This window comes from Pantoea sp. GCM10028869, from assembly GCF_042666835.1.
Taxonomy (GTDB): domain Bacteria; phylum Pseudomonadota; class Gammaproteobacteria; order Enterobacterales; family Enterobacteriaceae; genus Pantoea; species Pantoea leporis.
The window spans coordinates 340,185-365,580 of the sequence record NZ_JBHTGO010000002.1 but is presented as its reverse complement, the minus strand read 5'-3'; the positions used below and the strand labels follow the sequence as shown (position 1 = coordinate 365,580).

The following is a 25,396-nucleotide window of genomic DNA, read 5'->3' as shown; positions in this document are numbered from 1 at the left end:
CCGGAGTGGTGCGGTTATTGAAGAGGTCGCCATAAATGGCGACCGGACCCACCATCAGGTCTTCAATTTGGGATCCAGCGCATCACGCAAACCATCACCCAGCAGGTTAAACGCCAGCACGGTGAGGAAAATCGCCAGGCTCGGGAAGATGGCGACATGCGGCGCAATTACCATATCGGCGCGCGCTTCATTGAGCATCGCGCCCCACTCCGGCGTGGGCGGCTGCGCGCCGAGGCCGAGAAAGGACAAACTCGCCGCCGTGATAATCGAGGTACCGATACGCATGGTGAAATAGACCACAATCGACGACACCGTGCCGGGCAGGATGTGACGCATAATTATGGTCCAGTCCGACGCGCCAATACTGCGTGCCGACTCAATATAGGTTTGATGTTTCAGCACCAGCGTATTGCCGCGCACCAAACGGGCAAACGCCGGAATGCTGAAGATCGCCACCGCGACAATCACGTTGCTCATGCCGCTGCCCATAATCGCCACCACCGCAATCGCCAGCAGAATGCCGGGGAAAGCGAACAGCACATCGCAGATACGCATGGTGATGCGATCCCACCAGCCTTCGTAATAGCCCGCCAGCAGACCTAAAACGGTGCCGGTCAGCGCGCCGATCGCCACCGAGAAGAAACCGGCGATCAGCGAGATACGCGTGCCCACCAGCACACGGCTGAAGATATCGCGCCCCAACGAGTCAACGCCAAACCAGTGCATCAGCGACGGCCCTTCGTTTAGCCGGTCGTAATCGAAATAGTTTTCCGCATCAAACGGCGCAATCAGCGGCGCGATAAACGCCACCACGATCAGCAGCAGCACAAACAGTCCGGCCAGCAGCGCCACATGCTGACGGCGAAAGCGTCGCCAGAATTCGCGCCACGGCGTGCGTACCCGGTTTTCCGTGATAGTCGGCAGGGTTTTCAATGCCGCGGCTCGTCGCCAGTTCTTCAATTGCAACTCCTTACTTGTAGCGAATTGCCGGGTTGATTGCCGCGTACAGCACATCGACAATCAGGTTAATCAGGATGAACTCCAGCGAGAACAGCAGCACTTCGGCCTGAATCACCGGGTAATCGCGCATCTCGACCGAATCCACCAGCAAGCGGCCTAAGCCTGGCCAGTTGAACACCACCTCCACCACAATCGAGCCGCCGAGCAGGAAGCCAAACTGCAGGCCCATCATGGTGACCACCGGGATCATCGCGTTGCGCAGGCCGTGTTTCACCACCACCAGCGATTCGCGCACCCCTTTGGCGCGTGCGGTGCGCATGTAATCTTCCTGCATCACCTCCACGAACGACGCGCGGGTGAAGCGTGCCATCACCGCCGCCACCGCTGCACCCAAGGTGATCGATGGCAAAATGTAGTGTTTCCAGCTATCCGCGCCAACGGTCGGCAACCAGCCGAGCTCGACAGAAAACACCTGCATCAGCAGCATGCCGAGCGCAAACGCCGGGAACGAGATGCCCGACACCGCCAGTGTCATGCCGATGCGATCCGGCCAGCGATTGCGCCACACCGCCGAGGTGATGCCAATCGCCATACCGAATATCACCGCCCACACCATGCTGCTGAGTGTCAGCCACAGCGTCGGGAAAAAGCGCGCGGCAATTTCGTCAATCACCGGACGTTTCGAGACCAGCGAATGGCCGAAATCGCCCTGCACCGCATTGATCATAAAGTGCCAGAACTGCTTGATCAGCGGCTGATCGAGGCCGAGATCCTGACGCACCAGCGCCACCACCGAGGCATCCGCTTCCGGGCCGGCAATCAGGCGCGCCGGATCGCCTGGCAGCAAATGGACGAACAGGAACACCAGCACCGCCACAATCAGCAGCGTGGGAATCAGCCCCAGTAATCGTTTGAGAAAATAGTTGAGCATGCGAAGTCCTGCGCAGCATCGGCCAGCCCGCTAAGGCTGGCCGCGTCTGTTACTTCAGATCGGCCTCATCAAAATTGAATGAGGTATCGGGCATGACATAAAAACCGCTGAGGTTTTTATTGTTGGCTGACAGCAGTTGTTCCACCACCAGCGGGATCCACGGATGATCGTTCCAGATGCGATCCTGCGCGTCTTTGTACAGCTTAGCTTTCTGATCGCGATCGGTGGTTTTCAGCGCATCGGCGAGATCTTTATCCACCTGCGGATTGCTGTAGAACGCGGTGTTGAAGATTGCTGGCGGCCATGAAGTGGTGGCGAACAGCGGCGTCAGCGCCCAGTCGGCTTCACCGGTCGAGGCGGACCAGCCGGTGTAGAACATGCGTACACCGCTCTCTTTCTGCCCTTTGCTCTCTACTTCAGCGGCACGCTGACCGGCATCCATCGCCGTCACTTTCACTTTCACGCCCACCTGCGCCAGCTGCTGCTGGGTGAACTGCAGCACTTTCTGCGCGGTGCTGTGGTTATGCGACGACCACAACGTGGTTTCGAAACCGTTCGGGAAGCCCGCTTCTTTCAGCAGTTCGCGCGCTTTGGCCGGATCATATTTGATTGCCGGATAGCTCTGCGCAAAGTCGATGCTCGGCGGCACGATGCCGGTGGCTGGCGTGGCGTAACCGGCAAAGGCGACTTTTGCCAGTGCCTGACGGTTGATGGCGTACTCCAGCGCTTCACGCACTTTCGGATTATCAAACGGCTTTTGCGTCACGTTGAGGCTGATGTAGCGCTGCATGATTGACGGCGTGGTGACCACATCGAGCTTGCTGTTGCCTTCCAGCAGTTTGGCCTGCTCGAACGGCACCGGGAAAGCAAAGCTCGCTTCGCCCGTTTGCAGCATCGCCGCGCGGGTGTTGTTATCCACCACCGGACGCCAGGTAATGCTATCCAGCTTCGGATAGCCTTTTTTCCAGTAGCCGTCCCACTTCTTCACTTTCACGAAGTCGGTCTGGTTCCAGGTATCAAAGGCAAACGGGCCGGTTCCTACCGGATGGAAGCCGATATCCTTGCCATATTTCTTCAGCGCGGTCGGCGAGATCATCACCGCCGCCGGATGCGCGAGGTTGTTGATGAAGGCCGAGAACGGCTGCTTCAGGGTGATTTTCACTGTGCTCGGATCGACCACTTCGGTGGTGGCGATATATTTGAACAGGTTATAGCGTTTGAGATGGTTATCCGGATTGCTGGCACGATCGAGGTTCACCTTCACCGCTTCGGCATTGAAGTCAGTGCCATCCTGGAATTTCACGCCGGCGCGCAGCTTAATGGTGTAGGTCAGGCCGTCGCTGCTCGCCTGATAACTTTCCGCCAGCACGTTGGTCAGCTTCATGTCTTTATCGAAGCCGAACAAGCCCTGATAGAAGGACTTCGCCACCGCCTGCGACAGCGTATCGTTAGCGTCATACGGATCAAGCGTGGTAAAGGTCGAGGCCACCGCAATCACCGCATCTTTCGCCGCCCACGCGGGCAGCGCCAGCGCCGAACTCAACAAACCGGCAGTGATAACCCCTTTTCGCATAATATGGTGCATCGTTATCGTTCTCCTGTAATCCCTGTCATGCGCGACATCCAAAGATGTGCGGTTGTTTGCTGCTCAGGCGCCGCTAATTGCGTGCCGGGCGACAAAATGGCCCGGTGCCACTTCCAGTAAAGGCGCCACTTCTGGCTCATCGCCCAGCGGGCGAATCGGGCTGGGGATCTCATCCACCATCAGCGCCCGCTCACGATGCCGATGGGCCGGATCGGCCACCGGCACCGCGGCCATCAGTTTTTTGGTGTAGGGATGGCGCGGCTGCTCAAATACCGCCTGACGCGGCCCCATCTCCACAATTTGTCCGAGATACATCACCGCCACGCGATGGCTGATGCGTTCCACCACCGCCATATCGTGTGAGATAAATAAGAAAGCGATACCAAATTCACGCTGCAAATCGAGCATCAGGTTGATGATTTGCGCCTGAATCGACACATCCAGCGCCGACACCGATTCATCGGCGATCACCACTTTGGGATTGAGCGCCAGCGCGCGCGCAATGCAGATGCGCTGGCGCTGGCCGCCGGAAAATTCGTGCGGATAACGCTGCGCATGTTCCGGCAGCAGGCCGACGCGCTCCAGCAGCCAGGCAACGCGCTTCTCCGCCTGACGGCGATCCAGCGTTTTGTGCACCAGCAGCGGTTCCATGATCGAAAAACCCACGGTCAAACGCGGATCGAGCGAGGCGTAAGGATCCTGGAAGATAAACTGGATATCGCGACGCAGCGACGCCAGCGCATTGCCCTGCAGCGCATCGATGCGTTGGCCGTCAAAAGTAATGGTGCCGCCCTGGCTGGCTACCAGCCGCAGCAGCGAACGCCCGGTAGTGGATTTTCCGCAGCCGGATTCCCCCACCAGCGCCAGCGTTTCACCGGCATGGAGATCGAAACTGACTTTCTCGACCGCGTGCACGCGGCGTTTAACGCGATTGAGCAAACCGCCGCGAATATCAAAGCGCGTGACTAAATCGCGCACCTGCAAAATCGGCGGTCGATCGTGACGCACCGTGTCCTGCGGTGCGGCCTGTTCTTCACGTCCGTTGCTATGCAATAAGGGAAATTTAGCCGGTAGCGGCTGGCCGTGCATCGCCCCCAGTTTGGGCACCGCCGCCAGCAACGCGCGGGTATAGGGCTGCTGCGGGTCGGCAAACAGCTGCTGCACCGACGCGCGCTCTACCACATCGCCGCGATACATCACCTGCACGCGATCGGCCATCTCCGCCACTACGCCCATATCATGGGTGATGAAAATCACCCCCATCTGCATCTCTTTTTGCAGCACACGGATCAACTGCAGAATTTGCGCCTGAATAGTGACGTCGAGTGCGGTGGTAGGTTCGTCGGCAATCAGCAGCGCCGGTTTGCACGACAGCGCCATGGCAATCATCACGCGCTGGCGCATGCCGCCTGAAAGTTGATGCGGATAGCGTGATAACACATTTTGCGCTTCAGGGATGCGCACCAGATCGAGCATGCGCCGCGCTTCCGCCAGCGCCTGCTGGTGACTTTTTCCCTGATGCAGACGGATGGATTCCGCAATCTGCTCGCCGACGGTGAACACCGGGTTGAGCGAGGTCATCGGCTCCTGAAAGATCATCGCCATATCGGCGCCGCGCACTTTGCGCATCTGACCGTTCGACGCGCGCATCACATCCAGCACCTCGCCATTGCGACGCCGCAGCTGGATATCTCCGCTCACTTCGCCGCCGGCCTGCTGAATCAAGCGCATCAGCGCCAGCGAGGTGACGGATTTACCCGAGCCCGATTCGCCCACCAGCGCCAGGGTTTCACCGCGATGCAGGTCGAGCGACAGGTTGCGTACCGCTTCGGTAATGCGCCCTTCATGCTCAAAGCGCACGTTAAGATCGCGCACAGCCAGAACCTGCTCCGGCGCAAACTGCAGCTGTTGGTCCGTCATGCCTGCTCCTTAGCTGTCGCGGTAAATCGCTACCTCAACATCGCCATTCACATAGGCGAATCCGCGATACATACCTTCGCTGTTAAACGGCAGCGCCACATTGCCTGCGGCGTCAATGGCAATCAGCCCGCCGCTGCCTTCCAGCTCCTGCACTTTGTCATGAATGACGTTGGCGGTGGCCTGTTGCAGCGAGCGTCCGGCGTAATGCATCTGTGCCGCCACGTCGTAAGCGGCGAGCGTACGGATAAACACTTCGCCGGTACCGGTACAGGAGACCGCTACGGTGTCGTTGCTGGCGTAGCAGCCTGCGCCGACCAAAGGCGAATCGCCCACGCGACCGGCCTGTTTGTTGGTCATGCCGCCGGTTGAGGTGGCGGCCGCCAGATTACCCTGAAGATCGAGCGCGACCGCACCGACGGTGCCGAATTTGCGATCCGGGTCCAGCGGATCGTCGCTGTGACTGTTTGCTTCGCCGTCGTGATCCAGCACCATCTGCTGGCTGTGCAGCGCGCGCTGCAGCTGCTCCCAGCGCTCCGTCGTGGAGAAGAAATCGGCGTCGACCGGCGCTAAACCTTGCTCAGCGGCGAAAGCTTCTGCGCCCGCACCGATAAACAGCACGTGCGGGCTGTTCTCCAGCACCTTACGCGCCGCCAGAATCGGATTGCGGATGTGGCTGACGCCCGCGACCGCGCCGACGTCCAGCGTGCGACCATCCATAATGCTGGCATCGAGTTCATGCGTGCCCTGATGGGTGAACACCGCGCCCTTGCCCGCGTTAAACAGCGGACACTCTTCCAGCAGGCGTACGGCTTCGGTAACGGCATCTAACGCGCTGCCACCCGCCGCAAGAATTTGCTGGCCTGCGGTAACGATTGCGGTGAGTTGCTGACGATAGTGCTGCTCTTTTTCGGCGCTCATTGCCGCACGCGTAATCGCGCCCGCACCGCCGTGAATTGCGATAACTGCTTTAGCCATAACCGGTACCCTGTTAAGGAATCAGAACCAAAAACACTGATTTAGAATGGTTTTCATCTTTTTTTGGCAATTTTCGACTATAGAAAGGCACCCTCATCTTGTAAAGCAGAAACTGCCTGCGCGGTCATAACCTTTTATTGTGGATTATGCTTTTTTGGTTGTGAGCGGTTTTCCTGGTCGCCATAAATGGCGCCCCTACAAAAAGCCATTCATGGTGACCAACTCTCGCTTAACGGCCACGCATTACCCATAATAGACCGCATCTGAAATTAACCAGACAGAGATGGACATGGAACCTTTTACCGCAGGATTAATCTCCCTCGAAGACGCGCAGCAAAAGATGCTGCAACAACTGACGCCGATTAGCGATTCGATCAACGTCTCGCTGTTTGAGGCCGCCGGACGCATCACCGCCAGGCCGATCAACTCGCCGCTCGATGTGCCCTCGTTTGATAACTCGGCGATGGATGGTTACGCGCTGCGTCTGGCCGACATCGCACCCGATCGCGTGTTCCCGGTGGCCGGTAAAGCCTTCGCCGGTGCGCCGTTTAACGGTGCGTGGCCCGCGGGCAGCGTAATCCGCATCATGACCGGCGCGCCGATTCCCGCCGGTTGTGATGCCGTGGTGATGCAGGAGCAAACGGAGCAACGCGACGGCGGCATTGTCATTACCGCGCCGGTGCAGGCTGCGCAAAATATTCGTCGCATCGGTGAAGACATTCAGGCGGGCAAACAGGTGCTGGACGCCGGTGTGCGCCTCGGTGCGGCCGAACTGCCGCTGCTGGCGTCGCTAGGGATTGCTGAAGTCAGCGTGCTGCGCAAACTGCGCGTGGCAATCTTCTCCACCGGCGATGAACTGCAGGCGGTCGGCCAGCCGCTGGCGGAAGGTCAGATTTACGATACCAACCGCTTTACCGTGGCGTTAATGCTTAACAAGCTGGGCTGCGAAGTGATCGATCTCGGCGTGATTGCCGACGATCAGGCGGCGCTGCGTACCGCCTTTACCGAAGCCGATCGCCAGGCCGATGTGGTGATCAGCACCGGCGGCGTGTCGGTTGGCGAAGCCGATTTCACCCGTGCGATATTGGAAGAGCTCGGCGCCATCACCTTCTGGAAACTGGCGATCAAACCGGGCAAACCCTTTGCTTTTGGTCGACTGGCCAACAGCTGGTTCTGCGGTTTACCGGGCAATCCGGTTTCTGCGGCGGTAACCTTCTATCAATTGGTTCAGCCGCTGCTGGCCACCTTAACCGGCCAAACCACGCGCATCATGCCGCTACGCCAACGTGCGCGCGCCACCCAGCGTTTGAAGAAATCGCCGGGTCGTCTCGACTTCCAGCGTGCAATTCTCAGCCGCGGTGACGATGGTGTGCTGGAAGTGCGCAGCACCGGTGCGCAAGGTTCGCATATGTTCAGCTCGTTCGCGCTGGCCAACTGCTTTGTGGTGCTGGAGCGCGAGCGCGGCGATGTGGAACCGGGCGAATGGGTGGAGATCGAAGCCTTTAATAGCCTGCTGGAGGGCTAATGAGCGTTGAGTTGAGCGATGAAGAGATGCTGCGCTATAACCGTCAGATTGTCCTGCGCGGTTTTGATTTTGATGGCCAGGAGAAGCTAAAGGCGGCACAGGTGTTGGTGATCGGCCTCGGCGGACTCGGCTGTGCGGCGGCGCCCTATCTGGCCTCGGCGGGTGTGGGACATCTCACGTTGCTCGATTTCGATAGCGTTAGCCTCAGTAATCTCCAGCGCCAGATCCTGCACAGTGATGCGAAAATTGGCGTAGCGAAAGTCGCCTCGGCGCAGCAGCAGTTGGCGGCAATTAATCCGCATTGCCAGTTGGAGCCGATTGATGCGCAGCTGGATGACGCGCAGCTCAGCACGTTAATTGCGCGCCATGATGCGGTGGTGGATTGCACCGATAACGTCGATACCCGCGAACAGATCAACCGCCTATGTTTTCAGCACAAGGTGCCGCTGATTTCCGGCGCAGCGATTCGCATGGAAGGCCAGCTCAGCGTATTTACCTGGCAGCCCGGCGAGCCGTGTTATCGTTGCATCAGCCGTTTGTTTGGCGATCAGGTATTAAGTTGCGTAGAAGCCGGCGTGATGGCGCCGCTGGTTGGCGTAGTTGGTGCAATGCAGGCGATGGAAACCTTAAAAGTGCTGACGGCGTTCGGTCAACCTGCTAGCGCACGCTTATTGATGTACGACGCGATGAGCGCGGAGTTCCGCAGCATGAAGGTGGCGCAGGATGCGCATTGTGAAGTGTGTGGTGAACAAGGTCGCCATGAATGACGACCTTACAGATGTAAGTCGCGGGTTTTCGTAGGGTGCGCATTCATGCGCACCTGGTTTTTCACAATTAAACAATACCCTGGCTGCGCAGGTAATCTTCATAGTTACCGGTGAAGTCGATAATACGATCGGCTTTCATCTCCATCACGCGGGTAGCCAGCGAGCTAACAAACTCACGGTCGTGCGAGACGAAAATCAGGGTGCCTTCGTACATCTCCAGCGCCATGTTGAGCGACTCGATCGATTCCATATCCAGGTGGTTAGTCGGTTCATCCATGATCAGGATGTTTGGCTTTTGCATCATCAGCTTGCCAAACAGCATGCGACCCTTCTCACCACCGGACAGCACCTTAGCGGGCTTGTTGATCTCGTCGTGACCAAACAGCAGACGACCAAGAATACTGCGCACCGCCTGCTCGTCATCGCCTTCCTGCTTCCACTGGCTCATCCAGTCGAATACCGTCAGATCGTCAGCGAAGTCTTCCGCGTGATCCTGGCCGTAATAACCAATGCGCGCATTCTCAGACCATTTCACTGTGCCGCTATCCGGCGTATGTTCACCGACCAGCGTTTTCAGCAGCGTAGTTTTACCGATACCATTGGCACCGAGAATCGCCAATTTCTCGCCGACTTCTAACATCAGGTTGAGTTTATTAAACAGCGGACCGTTATCAAAACCTTTGGTCAGCGCTTCAACTTCCAGCGCATTACGGAACAGCTTCTTATCCTGATCAAAACGGATAAACGGGTTTTGACGGCTGGAGGCTTTAACTTCTTCCAGCTTAATTTTATCAATCTGTTTGGCACGCGAAGTCGCCTGACGCGATTTAGAGGCGTTGGCGCTAAAACGGCTAACAAACGATTGCAGATCGGCAATTTGCGCTTTCTTCTTGGCGTTATCCGATAATAAACGTTCGCGTGACTGGGTAGCCGCGGTCATATATTCGTCATAATTACCCGGATAAACGCGCAGTTCACCGTAATCCAGATCCGCCATGTGCGTGCACACCATATTCAGGAAGTGACGGTCATGCGAAATGATGATCATGGTGCTGTTACGTTCGTTGAGCACTTGCTCCAACCAACGAATGGTATCGATATCCAGGTTGTTGGTCGGTTCATCGAGCAACAAAATATCAGGATTGGCAAATAATGCCTGCGCTAAAAGGACACGCAATTTCCAACCCGGCGCAATTTCGCTCATCGGGCCGTAATGCTGCTCCACAGGAATGCCAACGCCCAGTAATAATTCACCGGCACGTGATTCTGAACTGTAACCGTCCATCTCGCCGTATTCGACTTCAAGGTCGGCCACTTTATAGCCTTCCTCTTCGCTCATTTCTGGCAATGCATATATACGGTCACGCTCTTGCTTCACTGCCCACAATTCATTGTGGCCCATGATCACGGTGTCCAGCACACTATATTGCTCGAAGGCAAATTGGTCCTGACGTAACTTACCGATACGCTCATTTGGGTCGAGGGAAACATTTCCACCCGTTGGCGCCAAATCGCCGCCCAGTATTTTCATAAAGGTAGATTTACCGCTGCCGTTCGCACCGATTAAACCGTAACGATTACCGCCGCCAAATTTAACGGAGATATTTTCGAACAGCGGCTTACTGCCGAACTGCATGGTGATATTGCTGGAAACTAACACGGCATTGACCTTTGTTACGCAGTGGAGGAAAAAACAGCGGGCATTATGCCAGAAGCGGGCACCCGGACGCCACCTCTGCGCCAGAGGCAGACGTTACGTTGGGCTAAAGATGTTGTTGCTCATAAAGAAATAAAAACAACAAAAAAGCCGGGGGCATTTGCCCCCGGCTCCCACTTACAAGGATTGTGCGGATTATTTGATCAGGAAAGTGTCGAGGCTTTTACCTGAATCCAGCGCTTTTTTAATCGCTGCTGGTGTACGGCCCTGACCGGTCCATGATTTTACTTCACCGTTTTCGTCGGTGTAGGAATATTTTGCCGGGCGTGGTGCACGCTTAGCGCGTTTTTTACCAACTTCCAGAGCGCCCAGTAATTCGTTCGGGTCAATACCATCAGCCAGCAGCATTTCGCGATATTTAGACAGCTTCTCTTCTTTTTCGCGGTTCTGCGCTTCTTCAGCGTTTACTTCGTCACGACGTTCAGTCACGACAACCGTTAATTTTTCCAGAATTTCTTCCAGATCGCTCAATGGCAGTTCACGAGCCTGCGCACGTAATGTGCGAATGTTGTTCAGAACTTTAAATGCGTCACTCATCACAATGTCCTTGCTTAAGGGGGTTAAATAAACTGTAGTGGCAAGATTACCTAATTCAAATAAAAAAATAAATTAATTTTATTGCCCGGATTAATCTGAAGTTGCTTACATATTTCTTACGTTAGGGTTTAAAACGCGGATAACCGCTTTAATTAACCCTGAATTAACAACCGTAATGTGTTCCATATGTAGCAACTGGAATCGATTTCAAAGCAATATTCCCAGGTAATAAACAATCATTTAGCGGCTATTACGCGCTGCAGCATTAGTGAGCATAATGGTAAGCAAGGATTAATGGTGTAACGTAAAACCCGTTTTCATCACGGATTATTATATTGCCCGGGATGAGAGAAGAATCTCATTTTTTCATATCGTGCCGATAAAAAAAGCCGGTGTTTAACCGGCTGCTAAGGGAAATTAATGCACTTCCGTTGCGGGACCAAACACAGAATAGTCTGGCAAATTGACGTTTTGATAAGGTTCCCAGCCACCGCCCAGCGCTTTATATAACGCCACTAAATCAAGTGCACTTTGCATCCGCGCCTGCGTCGATTGCGCTTTAGCTTGCGCCAGTTGTCGCTGCGCATCTAATACATCGAGGAAGGTGGAAATACCCTGACGATAACTGTCGCTGGCCAAATCAAATGCACGTTGCAGTGCGCCGGTGGTTTCATCCAGCGCTATAACCTGCTGCTGATCGGCGCGATAACTGACCAACGCGTTCTCCACATCCTGCAGCGCAGTTAATACCGTTTGCCGATAATCAAGCGCCGCGCTGGCTTGCTGCGCGCGCGCCAGTTTTACGCTGGAGACTAAACGGCCGCCCTGAAAAATTGGAATCGACAGCGACGGACCAACGCTAAAGAAGTGGCTGCTCCAGTCATCCAGATAGCTGGCATCGGTATTTCGCACACCCAGTTGCCCGGTGAGCGACAAGCTGGGGAACAGCTCGGCAACGGATACGCCAATATTCGCGGTCTGCGCATGCAGCGTGGCTTCAGCCTGACGAATATCTGGACGTCGCCGCGCCAGCGTCGACGGAATGCCCACCGGCACCAATTTCGGCAAATCAGGCAGCGGTTTTTTGTTCATCAGTTCGTTATCCAGCGCGCCCGGTGTTTTACCCAGTAGCACCGCCAAACCGTTCATTGCCTGCAACTGCTGCGCCTGATATTGCGGCAGCTGCGCATTCAGCGAGGCTAATTGCGCGCGGGCATTTTCCACATCCGTGGTCGGCGCTAAGCCGTTTTGCTGCTGGCTCTTTGTCAGTTCCCAGGTTTGCTGCGCGACCTCAATTTGCTGCTGCAAGGTGGCCAACACCGCCTGCGAACCGCGCAGTTGCAGATAGGCGCGCGCCACTTCGGCTTCCAGCGAGACCAGCGCATCGTTGCGTTGCTCAATGGCCGCCTGCTGCTGAGCATCCGCGGCTTCCATCTGGCGGCGTACTTTGCCCCATAGATCCAGCTCCCAGCTGGCGTCAAAGCTGCCCTGATACAGGGTGACGGAATGGTCTAAACCGTTGAGCTGGCTGGCGACATCGCTATCAACCTGGTCATAAACGCCGTTGGATTTCAGCAAGCCTTTTAAACCGAGCTGCTGACGGGTCACTTTTGCCGAGCCGTTAAGCGAAGGGAATAACCCACCGCGCGCCTGCGCCAGCTGCTCACGCGCCCCGGCAATACGCAGCACCGATTGTTGCAGCGTTAAGTTGCCGGCAATAGCGCGCTCAATCAGGCTATCAAGCTGCGGATCGTTAAAGCTTTTCCACCACAGCGGATTGGTCGCTGCCGCCAGCGGCTTAGACGCTTGCTGTGAAGGCAAATCATGGTAACCGCCCGGCGTGTGCGCCTGCGGCGGCTGATAATCAGGTCCTACGGCGCATCCGGCCAGCAACAGTGACAGCGCCAGCAACGTCAGTGACGGCGTAGAGCGCGAAAACTTACTCATTTTAATGTGCTCCTGCACTGCCTTCGCTCTTGATCGGCGAAAGCAACCAACAAAATGGAATCAATAGCAACGCCACGATACTCAGGCCCGTAAATACGTCGATGTACGCCAGAATACGGGCCTGCGCGATCATCTCCTGGTAGAGCTGCCCGCTCGCCAGCACCAGCGGATCGCCCACTGCGGTGGTGAAATTACGGATCGAATCAGCCCAATGCTGCAGCGTGAGATTGTAAGGCTCATTGAGCGGCGACATGTTGTGCACCATGTTGGCCGATCGCGTCTGCATGCGTTCGGTAATGCCCGCCGTCGACAGCGAAATTCCGATCGAACCCGCGACGTTACGGAACATGGTGAACAGCGCCGACGCATCGGCGTTTAATCGCTGCGGCACGGTGATGAACGCAATGGTGGTCAGCGGCACAAACAGGAAGCCAAGGCCAATCGACTGCGCGCTGCGCATTAACACCAGCGTGGTGAAATCAACGTTGGGCGTAAGCCGGGTGGAATAGAAGAAGGCGCTGGCAAGGCAGGTGAAGCCGAATGCGATAATGTAGCGCGTTTGCACAATCGGCATCAGCTTCAGCACGATGGGTATCGTCAGCACAATCAATATTGCGCCGGGCGACAGCACCAGCCCCGACCAGGTTGCGGTGTAACCGAGATCCTGCTGCGCCAGTTGGGGAAGTACCACCGAACTGCCGTACAAAATCATCGCCATGCCCGCCATCAGCAAGCCCGCCACCCAGAAGTTACGATCCTTCATTACGCTAAGATCGACCACCGGTTTGCGTGCATACAGCAGCCAATAAATGGCGCCGATAATGCCGATCACCGCCAGCATGGCGAACAGGCGAATGAAGTGCGAGGCAAACCAATCTTCATCTTCGCCACGATCGAGGAACACCTGCAAACAGCCAAGTCCCAGCGTGATCAGGCTGATGCCAATGTAGTCGATCTTCAGGCGGCCTTTATCCCACTTGCGCTCCCACGGCGGATCTTCCAGCAGCTGGTAAATTGCCATTACCGTCAAAATACCGACTGGAATATTAATGAAGAACACCCAGCGCCAGCTGTAGTTGTCGGTGATCCAGCCGCCCAGCGTCGGACCAATCACCGGCGCGACGATAATCGCAATCGACGATAGACCAAAGGCTTTGCCACGATCTTCCGCTTTGAAGTAATCGAGCAGCACCGATTGCTGTACCGGCTGCAATCCGCCGCCAAAAAAGCCCTGCAGGATGCGGAACAGAATGATCTGCCACAGCTCCGTCGCGATGCCGCACAGGAAGGAGCAGATGGTGAACATCACGATGCAAATCAGGAAGAACTGCTTGCGGCCAAACAGGCGGCTGAAGAACGCCGAAATGGGCAACACGATGCCGTTCGCCACCAGATAAGAGGTTAAAACCCAGGTCGATTCGTCGTAGCTGGAGGAGAGCGAACCGGCAATGTGTGGCAGCGCGACGTTAACGATGGTGGTGTCGAGGATCTCCATAAACACCGCCAGCGTCACCGTAATGGCGACCAGCCACGGATTGCTGGCCGGACGCCAGCTTTCGCTCGCACTCATTCCACTGTGACCTTCGGCTCAACCGACAAGCCCAGCGGCAGCGGATGATTGGGATCCAATCCTTTATCGATAACGATTTTCACCGGCACGCGCTGCACGATTTTCACGTAGTTGCCGGTGGCGTTTTCCGCCGGGAAGGTTGAGAAGCGGGAACCGGATCCCATCTGCACGCTATCCACATGCCCTTCCAGCTTCATATCCGGCCAGGCATCGACACTGATTTCCACTTTATTACCCGGCTTCATGCGCGCCAGCTGTGACTCTTTGAAATTGGCATTAATCCAGATTTCAGGCGAAACCAGCGAGAACAGCGCGCTGCCAGCCTGCACCAGCGTGCCGAGTTGCACGTTACGCTTGGTGACAAAGCCGTCGTAAGGTGCGCGAACCTGGGTATAAGAGAGATTCAATTCGGCGGTGTTGAGCTGCGCCTGCGCCTGCTCAACCTGCTGCTCACGCGCTTCCACATTGGTTTCCTGCTGGCGGATTTGCAGCTTCACCTGAGAAGCCACTTCAACCTGCGCCTTAGCGCTTTGCAGTTGCGCTTCAGCCGAACGCAATTGCGCGGCGGCAGTATCAATATTGCGCTGTGAAGTGGCACGCGGATCAACACCGCGCTGGCGACGATAATCGGCCTGGGCGTTAAGCAAATTGGCCTGCGCTTTGGCCTGATCGGCGAGAGCTTGATCGCGCTGTGCCGGATACTGCACGCGGGACAAGGCTAACTGCGCCTGCGCCTGATGCAGCTGCGCCTGGGCCAGACCAAGCTGGGCTTTGGCTTGATCGCGCTGCGCTTCACTGTCGCGCGCATCGATCTCCACCAGCAAATCGCCCTGCTTCACGCGCTGGTTATCGCGCACCAGCAGCTTGACCACATATCCGGCCGCTTTCGGCGCGATGGTCACCGCATTGCCTTCGGTAAAGGCATCATCCGTGCTTTCGATATTGCGCGTGGTGAGCCAAAACCATAATCCCACCACGATCATAATCACCACCACAATGGCGAGAAAAATCAGAGGTTTCTTTCCGGGACGTTTACGTTCTGGTTCGTTGTTATCTTGATGGGTATTGGCGGTTTTTTGCGGATCCTGCTGATCGCGTTCAGACGGTTGATTCTGGTTTTCCATAATTTTTCATCGTAGGCAGTTGTCCCGATTCCCGGGCAAAAACGGTCAACATAACCTTAGATGGGAAATTGACAAATGCCAATGCAACTTTACACAAGCCGACATTGGCACGGTGCTAACGCATGAGGTGTAACAGCAGCCATCCGCCTAACATCGACCAGGCCAGCATCGGGATAGAAAACAAGTGGAAACGCCACCAAACGCGCGCGTCCTGCGCCATCCGCAAGGCAATCAAGTTGGCGAGCGAACCCGGCAATAAGCCAAATCCGCCGATATTCACTGCCCACGCCAGCACCTCCGACGGTGGCACTTTCTGCAAAAGCAGAATGGTGGCGGGAACGTTACTAATGAATTGCGACAAGCCAATCGCCAGCAAATAGATTCCGCCCTCGCCTAGCTGACCGATAGCGGCAAAGTGAGGCTGCAGCCAGGACAAATGCATCAACAGGAAGACATCGATAAACATCGCCACGAACACCAGCAGCAAACTCCAGTCGATGCTGATCAACACGCTGCGCGCCATGATCAGGAAACAGGCCGCCACCAGCAGCAGCGCCCAGCCGGTCATTTTTAGCTCGAGCGCGACGATAAATACGATATACAGCAGCACGCTAATCGTGAACAACGCTTTGCGCCACGCCTGAGTTTCACTCTGCTCATGCTTTTGGATCGCGCGCGCCGGGAAACTCCACCAGGTTAACGCCATCAGCGAAAGCAGTAAAAATGCCGCCAGCGGCGCCATCTGCGCAATGAAACCGGGCACGCTGAGCGTGCCGTGACTCCACAGCAGAATGTTTTGCGGGTTACCAACCGGCGTCAGTAAGGAACCCGCGTTCACTGCCAACGCTTCGAAAATGATCAGGCGCGAAATGGGCAGCCGCGAGAATTTACGCAGTGTCAGCGTGAGCGGTACCAGAATAAACAGCGCAACATCGTTGGTGAGAAAAGTTGAGAGCAACGCGGCGGCGCACACCATGAATAACGCCAATGCGCGTTCATGCTGGAAACGCTGAATCAGACGTGCGCCGAGCACATCAAAATAGCCGCTGTTTTCCAGCCCTTTGGTCAGCATCAGTAAGCCGGTGAGCGTCATGATGGTATGCCAGTCCACAGCGGAAGGCAGTTGCGACCAGCGGAAATTCGCCAGCGGCAACATGATCACACCCAACAGCAACAACAAATGCAAAATACGATCGCGCATAAAAGAACGAAGCAGATTGGGCATGATGGCGGAAGGCCTTGTAGTTAGCGATTCTCGTAGAATTTCTGGAACACGGCCAGAGTTTCATCACTGACGTGATGCTCAAGGCCTTCTGAATCACGGCGCGCGGTTTCCGGGCTAACGCCCAGCGCCAACAGGAAAGTTTCAACAATATGGTGGCGGACGCGGCTCGCTTCAGCCAGCTTCTCGCCTTCGGCGGTGAGGAATACACCGCGATACGGCACTTGCTCAACCAAACCGGTGGTGCCAAGACGCTTTAACATTTTCGCCACTGTCGGCTGGGAAACCCCCAAACGTGCAGCCATATCCACCTGACGCGCTTCGCCAAATTCACGAATCAAATCAGAGATTAATTCAACGTAGTCATCGATCAGCTCACGACGATGCGCCTCGCGCACCTGACGAAATCCTTCGACATGCTCCTCTATCTCTTTTAGCGGGCCCTGGGGCATGTTGGTGGCGATTTTTGCACGACGACTCATCTAACTTCCTCTTTATTATCTGCCGCACTTTATCTGCGGTGCGGGCTGGCTGCGCCCATTGTAAACCAGGCACAAATAAGCACAAATTTTTCCTAAATAGTGTTGGCTAAAGAGTATAGCCAGTGCTATCTTTGTTGATAATGTAAGCGAATAGCTTATAAAGGCTACAAAGAAATGTCGTCATTCACTCGGGAGGTGAACATGACTACCATGAAAAACTGCCTCGACTGTGGCAAATGTTTCCAGGCTGAACAAAGCAAACCGGCTTTTGAGCTGAAATCGCTGCTGTGCCTGTTGACCCGCTCGCCGTTTGCGCTGCGCTTGATGCTGATTGAAAAGCTCACCGGCAAACAGCTGGTTGAACGTCCGTGCCCAAAACTGATCTGGCGCGGCTAATGTTCCCGACGCATACAAATTCCAATAAAGCCCGCTCATGTAGCGGGCTTTGTGTTTCTGGCGGCAGGTAAATCGTTAATCGCGCCCATAAAAAAACGGTCCCGAAGGACCGTTTATTGTGCAACTGGTCTAAGCAAGAACTTAGAAGCTGTAACCTACGCCAGCAATCCAGGTGCCAACGTCAACGTTGCGGATACGGCTCTGCTCGTAACCCACGTCAACAGCGATGTTTTCGATTGGGTTAAACTGCATGCCCGCACCGTAAGAGAAACCGTAGTCGCTTGAATCAGACTTAGAACGTACTGAATTGTCGTTCTGCTGGTATTTACCGTAACCCACACCAACAACACCGTAGATGCTCGCCCAGTCGTTCAGACGGTAAGCAGGACCACCGGTGATGCCGTAGTACTGAGCTTTGTTATAAGCGCCAGCATCAGTACGATCTTTTTCGGTATAGGTGAAAGAACCGATCCAACCCAGTGGGTTAGTACCGTCTTCGTAACGATATTTCAGGTTGAAGCCGTTTGCTTTGTTAGCAACGCCTTGATAATCGCTCTGAGCGTAACCACCGGTAACGGTGCTTTGTGCCATGGCAGAACCTGCAGAAACTGCAAGTACACAAGCCAATGCTGAAAGACATGCAATTTTTTTCATAACCACCTCAAATGTGAATATACTTCTCTCCTGACAACGCTTTAAATATAACAAAAAACAGCAAGAAACTCTGCCCGCATTTTGTTGTCTAACAGATTGTTTGGTGTAACAGAAAGTTAATGAAGTTTCCTATGTCATTCATTTTACTTATAAAAAGCATCATATCCCTGCAACATAAATAACGATCACAAAAAATGCCTTTAAGTAAATTCCTAAACTAACCTGACGTTTCTTTACGGAAATGGCACTAAAAATGGCCAAATTCTGACCTGTCAGCGCGTTTTATTTCCCCGATTCGCGTCTCCTTATTTGCCTGAGATTCCATTACACTGAGCGCTTGTTGCTCTGCTGTTAATAAATAAAAGGAATGGATTACAGGATGTCTGCCCCTCTGACGACCAAAAATATGGCCCCGGTGTTGTTCCCTATTGCTGTGCTGCTGATTGCCATGCTCTCACTACAGGGCGGCGCTTCACTGGCAAAATCAATGTTTTCCACCGTTGGCGCCACCGGCATTACCGCGCTGCGTCTTGGTCTTGGCACCCTGATTCTCTGCATTATCTTTAAACCCTGGCGTTTGCGCTTCACGCGCGAGCAGCGCAAACCGCTGCTGATGTACGGCTTAGCGCTGGGCTGCATGAACTATCTCTTCTATTTAGCGATTCGCACCGTGCCGCTGGGCGTTGCCGTCGGATTGGAGTTTTTGGGTCCGCTAACTTTGGCGTTGATCGGCGCGCGTCGTCCGCTTGATTTTCTTTGGGTGTTGCTGGCGGTGGCGGGTTTGTGGTTCCTGTTGCCCATCGGTGAAGGGATGAGTCATATCGATCCGCTCGGTGCGTTGCTGGCGGTAGGCGCGGGTGCCTGCTGGGCGGTGTACATCCTTGCAGGACAGCGTGCCGGCGCGGAGCATGGTCCGGCGACGGTGGCGATGGGTTCGCTAATTGCCTCGGTGATTTTTGTGCCGCTCGGCCTGACCTTTGCCGCGCCGGGCATCTGGCATTGGGAAGTATTGCCGCTGGCACTGCTGATCGCCCTGCTCTCCAGCGCCATTCCCTATTCTTTAGAGATGATGGCGCTGACACGACTGCCGGCACGCATTTTTGGTACCTTAATGAGTCTGGAACCGGCGATGGCGGCGTTATCAGGCATATTATTCCTGGGCGAGCTATTGACGCTGAAGCAGTGGATTGCGCTGCTAGCGATCATCATCGCCTCGGCTGGTTCAACGCTCACCATGAAACAAAAAAGCGCAAAAATAAGCGAAGTCGACATTACGCATCCGCAATAAATATTCAATAATTCAGCCTGCTGCGCGGCAGGCTAAATATAGAAGCATTCTCATTATCATTTTTAACGCGGTATTAAGATTTTTCCGTTATTATTTTGCAACACGTTTAATAAATAATTAACATGCCTCACAAGCATCTGTTTTAACTGAAATAATCTTCAAGATGCACAATCCCTGAGCAATATTAAGGTTTATCTATTCCTGTCATTGATTTAATCAACCCTGCAAGTTAAAAAACTGCTGCTATACTTATCTCCGTGCTTGATTAGGACAACCATCAATAAGAGGACATTAATGATGAGTACCGCAAAACTGGTTAAAACTAAATCGTCTGATCTGATTTACACCCGTAATGACGTCGCTGACAGCGATAAAAAAGCGACCATCGAGGTGCTCAACCGTCTGGTAGTGGAGTTTATTGACCTGTCGCTGATCACCAAGCAGGCGCACTGGAACATGCGTGGCGCCAACTTTATTGGCGTACATGAGATGCTGGATGGTTTCCGTACCGCCATTACCGATCATCAGGACACTATCGCTGAACGTGTAGTTCAGTTAGGCGGCGTGGCGCTGGGTACCACTCAAATCGTCAACGATAAAACACCACTGAAAAGCTACCCGTTGAACATTCACAGCGTGCAGGATCACCTGAAAGCGCTGGCCGATCGCTATGCGATTGTGGCGAATGACACGCGTAAAGCTATCACTGAAGTCAGCGATGAAGATACCGCTGATATCTTCACTGCGGCATCGCGCGATCTGGATAAATTCCTATGGTTTATCGAATCGAATATTGAATAAATTTCAGTGTTATAACGAAGGCGGGTTATCCCGCCTTTTTTTACGTCTGTAACATTGTGGTGCTTTTTTTGACGTTGTTAACATTTCCTTAATCCCTTCTTTCGCTCTCCCCGCCCTTGGTGCACACTGTGCCTGCACCACAACAGCACCACGCACCAAAATGAAGCACCAATACGGTGCAAAACTTTTCCTCTGCGCAAAATCGTGTCAGCAAGTGCTTAAAACTACTGATTTCGAGCAAAATGAAAAGTTGGCATAATTTTTTCATATGATAGGCCGTACATCGGGCCACCAGGCCTGACGGGTAATAAGGAAAAAATGATGAAGTCATTGATTAAAGTCTCCGTGGCCGCGCTGGCGCTGGCCTTCTCGCTTTCCTCCACCGCAGCAGACAAAAAACTGATCGTCGCAACCGACACCGCATTTGTTCCCTTTGAGTTCAAACAAGGCGATAAATACGTCGGTTTTGATATCGATCTGTGGGATGCCATCGCGAAAGAACTGAAACTCGATTACGCCTTCAAGCCAATGGATTTCAGCGGCATCATTCCTGCGCTGCAAACCAAAAACATTGACCTGGCGCTGGCGGGTATCACCATCACCGAAGAACGTAAAAAAGCCATCGAGTTCTCTGACGGCTACTACAAAAGCGGCCTGCTGGTGATGGTGCGCGAGAATGAAAAAGACGTTAAAAGCATTGACGATCTGAACGGCAAAGTGGTGGCGGTGAAGAGCGGCACCGGTTCGGTGGATTACGCCAAAGCGCACATCAAGTCTAAAGACCTGCGCCAGTTCCCTAACATCGACAACGCGTACATGGAGTTAGGCACTAACCGTGCTGACGCCGTGCTGCACGATACGCCGAACATCCTGTACTTCATCAACACCGCCGGTAAAGGCCGCTTCAAAGCGGTAGGCGAGTCAATTGAAGCGCAGCAGTATGGCATCGCGTTCCCGAAAGGCAGCGACGACCTGCGTGAAAAAGTGAACGGCGCCCTGAAAACTCTGCGCGATAACGGCACTTACAACACCATCTATAAAAAATGGTTCGGTACTGAACCAAAATAATTGCGGCCTGAGCCGATTTTTCCAGCAGGGAGCCTGACACTCCCTGCTTTTTACATTTCCACGCAACAGATTTTGGAGTCACACCATGGAGTTTGACTGGAGCGTCATTTGGCCTGCCCTGCCGATTTTAATCGAAGGCGCCAAAATGACCCTGCTGATCTCGGTCCTCGGCCTGGTCGGCGGTTTAATTATCGGTTTAGTTGCCGGTTTTGCCCGCGCCTACGGCGGCTGGATCACCAACAACATCGCCTTAGTCTTCATCGAACTGATTCGCGGCACGCCAATCGTGGTTCAGGTGATGTTTATCTACTTCGCCCTGCCGATGGCTTTCCCGGATCTGCGTATCGATCCGTTCAGCGCGGCGGTGGTCACCATCATGATCAACTCCGGCGCTTATATCGCGGAAATCACGCGCGGTGCGGTACTGTCGATTAATAAAGGCTTCCGTGAAGCGGGTCTGGCGCTGGGTCTGTCGCGCCGCGAGACCCTGCGTTATGTGATCATGCCGCTGGCCCTGCGCCGTATGCTGCCACCGCTGGGTAATCAGTGGATTGTCAGCATCAAAGATACGTCGCTGTTTATCGTGATTGGCGTGGCCGAACTGACGCGTCAGGGTCAGGAGATCATTGCCGGTAACTTCCGCGCGCTGGAGATCTGGAGCGCCGTTGCCATTATCTATTTGGTTATTACGTTGGTGTTGAGCTTTGTGCTGCGCCGTATTGAGAAAAGGATGAAAATTCTGTGATTGAATTTAAAAACGTCTCGAAGAATTTCGGCCAGACTCAGGTTCTGCACAACATCAACCTGAAGATTAATCAAGGCGAAGTAGTGGTGATTATCGGACCGTCCGGTTCCGGTAAATCCACACTGCTGCGCTGCATCAACAAGCTGGAAGAGATCACCACCGGCGAGCTGGTTGTCGATGGCATGAAGGTCAATGATCCGAAAGTGGATGAGCGACTGATTCGTCAGGAAGCGGGCATGGTGTTCCAGCAGTTCCATCTGTTCCCACAGATGAGCGCGCTGGATAACGTCGCCTTTGGTCCGATTCGCGTGCGTGGTACGAAGAAAGAGGAAGCGCATAAGCTGGCGCGTGAGCTGCTGGGTAAAGTGGGCCTCGCCGAGCGTGCACACCACTTCCCGTCTGAGCTTTCCGGTGGTCAGCAGCAGCGCGTGGCGATTGCGCGTGCGTTGGCGGTGAAACCGAAGATGATGCTGTTTGATGAGCCAACCTCAGCGCTGGATCCCGAGCTGCGTCACGAAGTACTGAAAGTGATGCAGGATCTGGCGGAAGAAGGCATGACGATGGTCATCGTGACGCACGAAGTCGGTTTCGCCCAAAAAGTGGCTTCGCGTCTGATCTTTATCGACAAAGGCACCATCGCAGAAGATGGCAACCCGGACGATCTGATCACCAACCCGCCGAGCGACCGTCTGCGCGAGTTCCTGCAGCACGTATCCTAAGCTCTGCCATTAAACCGTCGCCCATTTTCGGCGGCGGTTTTTTACATGCAGCATTTGTAGCGGCGCGATTTATCGCGCCACTACGGCAGGTACCACGATTCAATTTTCCTTTTCAAAATCTTCACCTTCCATCACTGACTATACTTCTCTCTTGTGCCGCTGCGCGAAGCTAAAGGAGAAAAGCGATGTCGTCTGCCAGCCCACCATGGCGTTCAGCCGTGTGGTTACTCTTCAGTTTGTTCACTCTATTTCTCATTCCCCCGGCGCAGGCCGTTAATCTGCCGCAGGCGGCCGTCGCAGCACAGCAGTCGCAAACCCCGGCAGCGGATGATAAAGCCGAAGGCGAACCCAGCTTAGACGAGAAAAAAGCCGCCTATGCCGCGCTGGCGAATATTCTGGATAACAACGCCTCGCGTCAGGAGCTGATCGATCAGTTACGTCAGGCTGCCAACAGCCAATCCACCAGCGACCAACCGGTGCTGGCGCCGCCGCAGGCCAATCAGGACGATCTCACGGTACTGGAGAGCGTCACCAGCGTAACGCGTGAATACGGCGGCGCGGTGGCCGCGCAGTTTGTGCAACTGCATGACAACATCACCAATGCGCCACACAAATCCTTTAACCAGCAAACCTTTTTCAACGCGCTGAAATACTTTGCTGCGCTCTCCGCCGCGGTGTTTGCATTTTACTGGCTGACACGCCGCCTGATGTGGCCGGTGTGGCGCCGCATGGGCCGCTGGGGACGCGATCAAAACCTTGAGCGCACCAAGTGGCTGCACTTGCCCGCCACTATCTTGATGGCCTTTGTGCTCGATATTGTGCTGCTAGCGCTGACGCTGTTTGTCGGTCAGATCATCAGCGACAACTATCACAACAACAACCGCACCATCGCCTATCAGCAAGGCCTTTTCCTTAACGCCTTCGCGCTGATTGAGTTTTTTAAAGCGGTGCTGCGGCTGATATTCTGCCCGCGTTTCCCTACGCTGCGCTTCTTCCACTTAACCGATGCGCGCGCCAGCTACTGGAACACACGTTTGAGCTGGCTAAGCGGCATCATCGGTTACGGTTTACTGGTGGTGGTGCCGATTGTCTCCAATCAGGTGAATATTCAGGTGGCGGCGCTGGTCAACATGCTGATTATGGGGATCATGACCGGCTGGGCGCTGTGGCTGATTTTCCGCAACAAAAGCAACATCCATCATGAACTGTCGCGTCTTGCCGATCGCAGCTTGAGCTTCTTTGCGCTGTTCATCCGCGCCTTTGGCATGGTGTGGCACTGGCTGGCCAGCGCCTACTTTATCGCGCTGTTCCTGTTCTCGATCTTCAATCCCGGCGACAGCCTGAAGTTTATGATGTCCGCCACGGTGCGCAGCCTGGCGATCGTGGTTATCGCCGCGCTGATTTCCGGCATGCTGACGCGCTGGATTGGCAAAACCGTCACGTTGTCGCTCGACATGCGCCGCAACTATCCCGAGCTGCAAAAGCGCGTGAACGATTGGGTGAAAGCGCTGCTGAAACTGGCGCGCGTGGTCACGGTGTTTGCCACGCTGTTGCTGCTACTCAACGCATGGAATCTGTTTGATCTCTGGCACTGGCTCACACTTGGCGCCGGCCAAAAAATGGTGGATGTGCTGATTCGTATCGTGATCATTGTGCTGCTGTCGGCAGTCGGCTGGACACTGCTGGCAAGCCTGATCGAAAGTCGCCTCGCCTCGGATTCGCATGGCCGCCCCATGCCGAGCGCACGCACCCGCACGCTGCTGACGCTGTTTCGTAACGCGCTGGCGGTCGTAATAAGCACAATCACCATTATGATTTTACTGTCGGAAGTGGGCGTGAATATTGCGCCGCTGCTAGCCGGTGCCGGTGCGCTCGGTCTGGCGGTATCATTCGGTTCGCAAACGCTGGTGAAGGACATCATCACCGGCATCTTTATCCAGTTTGAGAACGGCATGAACACCGGTGATTTAGTCACCATTGGCCCGATCACCGGCACCGTAGAGCGCATGTCGATTCGCTCGGTGGGCGTGCGTCAGGATACCGGCGCGTATCACATTATTCCGTGGTCATCGATCACCACCTTCGCCAACTTTGTGCGTGGCATCGGCTCGTTCGTGGCGAACTATGATGTGGATCGCAGTGAAGATACCGAACGCGTTAACCAAACGCTGCAGGGCGCGGTGAAAGAGCTGCTGGAGAACCCGGAGATTCGCGGCATGGTGATTGGCGAGCCGAGTTTTGCCGGATTAGTGGGATTAACCAACCAATCCTTTACCGTGCGCGTGTCATTCACCACCCAGCCGCTGAAGCAGTGGACGGTACGTTTTGCGCTGGATGATAAGGTGAAGAAGCATTTTGATGCGGCCGGCATTAAAGCGCCGCATCAAACGGTAGCAGTGATGCAAACCGGCAGCGATATTCCCTCCGCTGCCAGCTTACCGGCGTTGCCGCCGGCGCAATGAG

22 protein-coding genes are annotated in these 25,396 nt (G+C 54.8%); 9 read left to right on the top strand and 13 right to left on the bottom strand.

Features of this window, described 5'->3' with window-relative positions; translation table 11 throughout:
• Positions 1-54: 54 nt before the first annotated feature.
• The 5 genes from gsiD to ACFQW4_RS05890 form a co-directional block, all read right to left on the bottom strand.
• Entirely contained in the window at positions 55-960 is a 906-nt protein-coding gene (gene gsiD / locus ACFQW4_RS05910; protein ID WP_377724342.1) for a glutathione ABC transporter permease GsiD, read from the bottom strand.
• Between the two features lie 10 nt (positions 961-970).
• Complete coding sequence (gene gsiC, locus ACFQW4_RS05905; protein WP_061717203.1) at positions 971-1,891, bottom strand: glutathione ABC transporter permease GsiC; 921 nt, start codon at positions 1,889-1,891, stop codon at positions 971-973.
• 49 nt (positions 1,892-1,940) lie between these two features.
• Positions 1,941-3,476, bottom strand: a complete 1,536-nt coding sequence (gsiB, locus tag ACFQW4_RS05900) for a glutathione ABC transporter substrate-binding protein GsiB (protein ID WP_377724341.1) — start codon at positions 3,474-3,476, stop codon at positions 1,941-1,943.
• Between the two features lie 63 nt (positions 3,477-3,539).
• On the bottom strand, positions 3,540-5,396 hold the full coding sequence (gene gsiA, locus ACFQW4_RS05895) for a glutathione ABC transporter ATP-binding protein GsiA (RefSeq protein WP_101761003.1): 1,857 nt from the start codon (positions 5,394-5,396) through the stop codon (positions 3,540-3,542).
• 9 nt (positions 5,397-5,405) lie between these two features.
• On the bottom strand, positions 5,406-6,371 hold the full coding sequence (locus ACFQW4_RS05890) for an isoaspartyl peptidase/L-asparaginase family protein (protein ID WP_377724339.1): 966 nt from the start codon (positions 6,369-6,371) through the stop codon (positions 5,406-5,408).
• A 289-nt stretch (positions 6,372-6,660) separates the two neighbouring features.
• Here ACFQW4_RS05890 and moeA point away from each other — a divergent pair, with 289 nt between their 5' ends.
• Both moeA and moeB read left to right on the top strand, forming a co-directional pair.
• Complete coding sequence (gene moeA / locus ACFQW4_RS05885) at positions 6,661-7,896, top strand: molybdopterin molybdotransferase MoeA (protein ID WP_377724338.1); 1,236 nt, start codon at positions 6,661-6,663, stop codon at positions 7,894-7,896.
• Positions 7,896-8,663 (top strand): molybdopterin-synthase adenylyltransferase MoeB, encoded by a 768-nt coding sequence (gene moeB / locus ACFQW4_RS05880; RefSeq protein ID WP_101761006.1) that lies wholly within the window; start codon positions 7,896-7,898, stop codon positions 8,661-8,663. The genes moeA and moeB overlap by 1 nt, the downstream gene beginning before the upstream one ends.
• A gap of 67 nt (positions 8,664-8,730) precedes the next feature.
• Here moeB and ACFQW4_RS05875 read toward each other — a convergent pair whose 3' ends face one another.
• The 7 genes from ACFQW4_RS05875 to mntR form a co-directional block, all read right to left on the bottom strand.
• On the bottom strand, positions 8,731-10,323 hold the full coding sequence (locus tag ACFQW4_RS05875; protein WP_064741202.1) for an ABC-F family ATPase: 1,593 nt from the start codon (positions 10,321-10,323) through the stop codon (positions 8,731-8,733).
• 192 nt (positions 10,324-10,515) lie between these two features.
• Entirely contained in the window at positions 10,516-10,917 is a 402-nt protein-coding gene (locus ACFQW4_RS05870; RefSeq protein WP_101761007.1) for an H-NS family nucleoid-associated regulatory protein, read from the bottom strand.
• Positions 10,918-11,334: 417 nt separating this feature from the next.
• On the bottom strand, positions 11,335-12,864 hold the full coding sequence (locus ACFQW4_RS05865; RefSeq protein WP_101761008.1) for an efflux transporter outer membrane subunit: 1,530 nt from the start codon (positions 12,862-12,864) through the stop codon (positions 11,335-11,337).
• A gap of 1 nt (position 12,865) precedes the next feature.
• A complete protein-coding gene (locus ACFQW4_RS05860) occupies positions 12,866-14,434 on the bottom strand; it encodes a DHA2 family efflux MFS transporter permease subunit (protein WP_101761009.1) in 1,569 nt (522 codons plus the stop codon).
• The gene (locus tag ACFQW4_RS05855) at positions 14,431-15,558 is read right to left on the bottom strand and encodes an HlyD family secretion protein (RefSeq protein ID WP_176970930.1); all 1,128 of its coding nucleotides are present in this window, start codon (positions 15,556-15,558) and stop codon (positions 14,431-14,433) included. The genes ACFQW4_RS05860 and ACFQW4_RS05855 overlap by 4 nt, the downstream gene beginning before the upstream one ends.
• Positions 15,559-15,673: 115 nt before the next feature.
• Positions 15,674-16,783: an SLC13 family permease gene (locus ACFQW4_RS05850; protein ID WP_110865812.1), complete on the bottom strand. Its 1,110-nt coding sequence runs from the start codon at positions 16,781-16,783 to the stop codon at positions 15,674-15,676.
• 20 nt (positions 16,784-16,803) lie between these two features.
• Positions 16,804-17,262 (bottom strand): manganese-binding transcriptional regulator MntR, encoded by a 459-nt coding sequence (gene mntR, locus ACFQW4_RS05845; protein WP_101761012.1) that lies wholly within the window; start codon positions 17,260-17,262, stop codon positions 16,804-16,806.
• Between the two features lie 201 nt (positions 17,263-17,463).
• On the opposite strand from mntR, the gene ACFQW4_RS05840 reads away from it, so the two are divergent.
• Positions 17,464-17,658, top strand: coding sequence for a hypothetical protein (locus tag ACFQW4_RS05840; protein ID WP_101761013.1), 195 nt, complete (start codon positions 17,464-17,466; stop codon positions 17,656-17,658).
• 141 nt (positions 17,659-17,799) lie between these two features.
• Here ACFQW4_RS05840 and ompX read toward each other — a convergent pair whose 3' ends face one another.
• The gene (ompX, locus tag ACFQW4_RS05835; RefSeq protein ID WP_101761014.1) at positions 17,800-18,312 is read right to left on the bottom strand and encodes an outer membrane protein OmpX; all 513 of its coding nucleotides are present in this window, start codon (positions 18,310-18,312) and stop codon (positions 17,800-17,802) included.
• Between the two features lie 379 nt (positions 18,313-18,691).
• Here ompX and rhtA point away from each other — a divergent pair, with 379 nt between their 5' ends.
• From rhtA to ybiO, 6 genes are all read left to right on the top strand, one after another.
• Entirely contained in the window at positions 18,692-19,600 is a 909-nt protein-coding gene (gene rhtA / locus ACFQW4_RS05830) for a threonine/homoserine exporter RhtA (protein WP_280172625.1), read from the top strand.
• A gap of 297 nt (positions 19,601-19,897) precedes the next feature.
• On the top strand, positions 19,898-20,401 hold the full coding sequence (gene dps / locus ACFQW4_RS05825; RefSeq protein WP_036620516.1) for a DNA starvation/stationary phase protection protein Dps: 504 nt from the start codon (positions 19,898-19,900) through the stop codon (positions 20,399-20,401).
• A 321-nt stretch (positions 20,402-20,722) separates the two neighbouring features.
• A complete protein-coding gene (glnH, locus tag ACFQW4_RS05820) occupies positions 20,723-21,469 on the top strand; it encodes a glutamine ABC transporter substrate-binding protein GlnH (RefSeq protein ID WP_036647919.1) in 747 nt (248 codons plus the stop codon).
• A gap of 85 nt (positions 21,470-21,554) precedes the next feature.
• Positions 21,555-22,214, top strand: a complete 660-nt coding sequence (gene glnP, locus ACFQW4_RS05815; RefSeq protein WP_007887744.1) for a glutamine ABC transporter permease GlnP — start codon at positions 21,555-21,557, stop codon at positions 22,212-22,214.
• Positions 22,211-22,933: a glutamine ABC transporter ATP-binding protein GlnQ gene (glnQ, locus tag ACFQW4_RS05810; RefSeq protein ID WP_110865810.1), complete on the top strand. Its 723-nt coding sequence runs from the start codon at positions 22,211-22,213 to the stop codon at positions 22,931-22,933. The genes glnP and glnQ overlap by 4 nt, the downstream gene beginning before the upstream one ends.
• 185 nt (positions 22,934-23,118) lie before the next feature.
• Positions 23,119-25,395: a mechanosensitive channel protein gene (ybiO, locus tag ACFQW4_RS05805; RefSeq protein ID WP_377724333.1), complete on the top strand. Its 2,277-nt coding sequence runs from the start codon at positions 23,119-23,121 to the stop codon at positions 25,393-25,395.
• The last annotated feature ends 1 nt before the right edge of the window (position 25,396 follow it).

What these genes read in the sequence shown, in the direction of transcription:
- rhtA (WP_280172625.1), top strand. Translation starts at nt 18,692, where the DNA reads ATGTCTGCCCCTCTGACGACCAAAAATATGGCCCCGGTGTTGTTCCCT.
- gsiA (WP_101761003.1), bottom strand. Translation starts at nt 5,396, where the DNA reads ATGACGGACCAACAGCTGCAGTTTGCGCCGGAGCAGGTTCTGGCTGTG.
- gsiC (WP_061717203.1), bottom strand. Translation starts at nt 1,891, where the DNA reads ATGCTCAACTATTTTCTCAAACGATTACTGGGGCTGATTCCCACGCTG.
- ACFQW4_RS05850 (WP_110865812.1), bottom strand. Translation starts at nt 16,783, where the DNA reads ATGCCCAATCTGCTTCGTTCTTTTATGCGCGATCGTATTTTGCATTTG.
- moeB (WP_101761006.1), top strand. Translation starts at nt 7,896, where the DNA reads ATGAGCGTTGAGTTGAGCGATGAAGAGATGCTGCGCTATAACCGTCAG.
- ybiO (WP_377724333.1), top strand. Translation starts at nt 23,119, where the DNA reads ATGTCGTCTGCCAGCCCACCATGGCGTTCAGCCGTGTGGTTACTCTTC.
- gsiB (WP_377724341.1), bottom strand. Translation starts at nt 3,476, where the DNA reads ATGCACCATATTATGCGAAAAGGGGTTATCACTGCCGGTTTGTTGAGT.
- ACFQW4_RS05890 (WP_377724339.1), bottom strand. Translation starts at nt 6,371, where the DNA reads ATGGCTAAAGCAGTTATCGCAATTCACGGCGGTGCGGGCGCGATTACG.
- glnP (WP_007887744.1), top strand. Translation starts at nt 21,555, where the DNA reads ATGGAGTTTGACTGGAGCGTCATTTGGCCTGCCCTGCCGATTTTAATC.
- ACFQW4_RS05855 (WP_176970930.1), bottom strand. Translation starts at nt 15,558, where the DNA reads ATGGAAAACCAGAATCAACCGTCTGAACGCGATCAGCAGGATCCGCAA.
- mntR (WP_101761012.1), bottom strand. Translation starts at nt 17,262, where the DNA reads ATGAGTCGTCGTGCAAAAATCGCCACCAACATGCCCCAGGGCCCGCTA.
- ACFQW4_RS05840 (WP_101761013.1), top strand. Translation starts at nt 17,464, where the DNA reads ATGACTACCATGAAAAACTGCCTCGACTGTGGCAAATGTTTCCAGGCT.
- ompX (WP_101761014.1), bottom strand. Translation starts at nt 18,312, where the DNA reads ATGAAAAAAATTGCATGTCTTTCAGCATTGGCTTGTGTACTTGCAGTT.
- dps (WP_036620516.1), top strand. Translation starts at nt 19,898, where the DNA reads ATGAGTACCGCAAAACTGGTTAAAACTAAATCGTCTGATCTGATTTAC.
- ACFQW4_RS05870 (WP_101761007.1), bottom strand. Translation starts at nt 10,917, where the DNA reads ATGAGTGACGCATTTAAAGTTCTGAACAACATTCGCACATTACGTGCG.
- ACFQW4_RS05860 (WP_101761009.1), bottom strand. Translation starts at nt 14,434, where the DNA reads ATGAGTGCGAGCGAAAGCTGGCGTCCGGCCAGCAATCCGTGGCTGGTC.
- glnH (WP_036647919.1), top strand. Translation starts at nt 20,723, where the DNA reads ATGAAGTCATTGATTAAAGTCTCCGTGGCCGCGCTGGCGCTGGCCTTC.
- ACFQW4_RS05865 (WP_101761008.1), bottom strand. Translation starts at nt 12,864, where the DNA reads ATGAGTAAGTTTTCGCGCTCTACGCCGTCACTGACGTTGCTGGCGCTG.
- moeA (WP_377724338.1), top strand. Translation starts at nt 6,661, where the DNA reads ATGGAACCTTTTACCGCAGGATTAATCTCCCTCGAAGACGCGCAGCAA.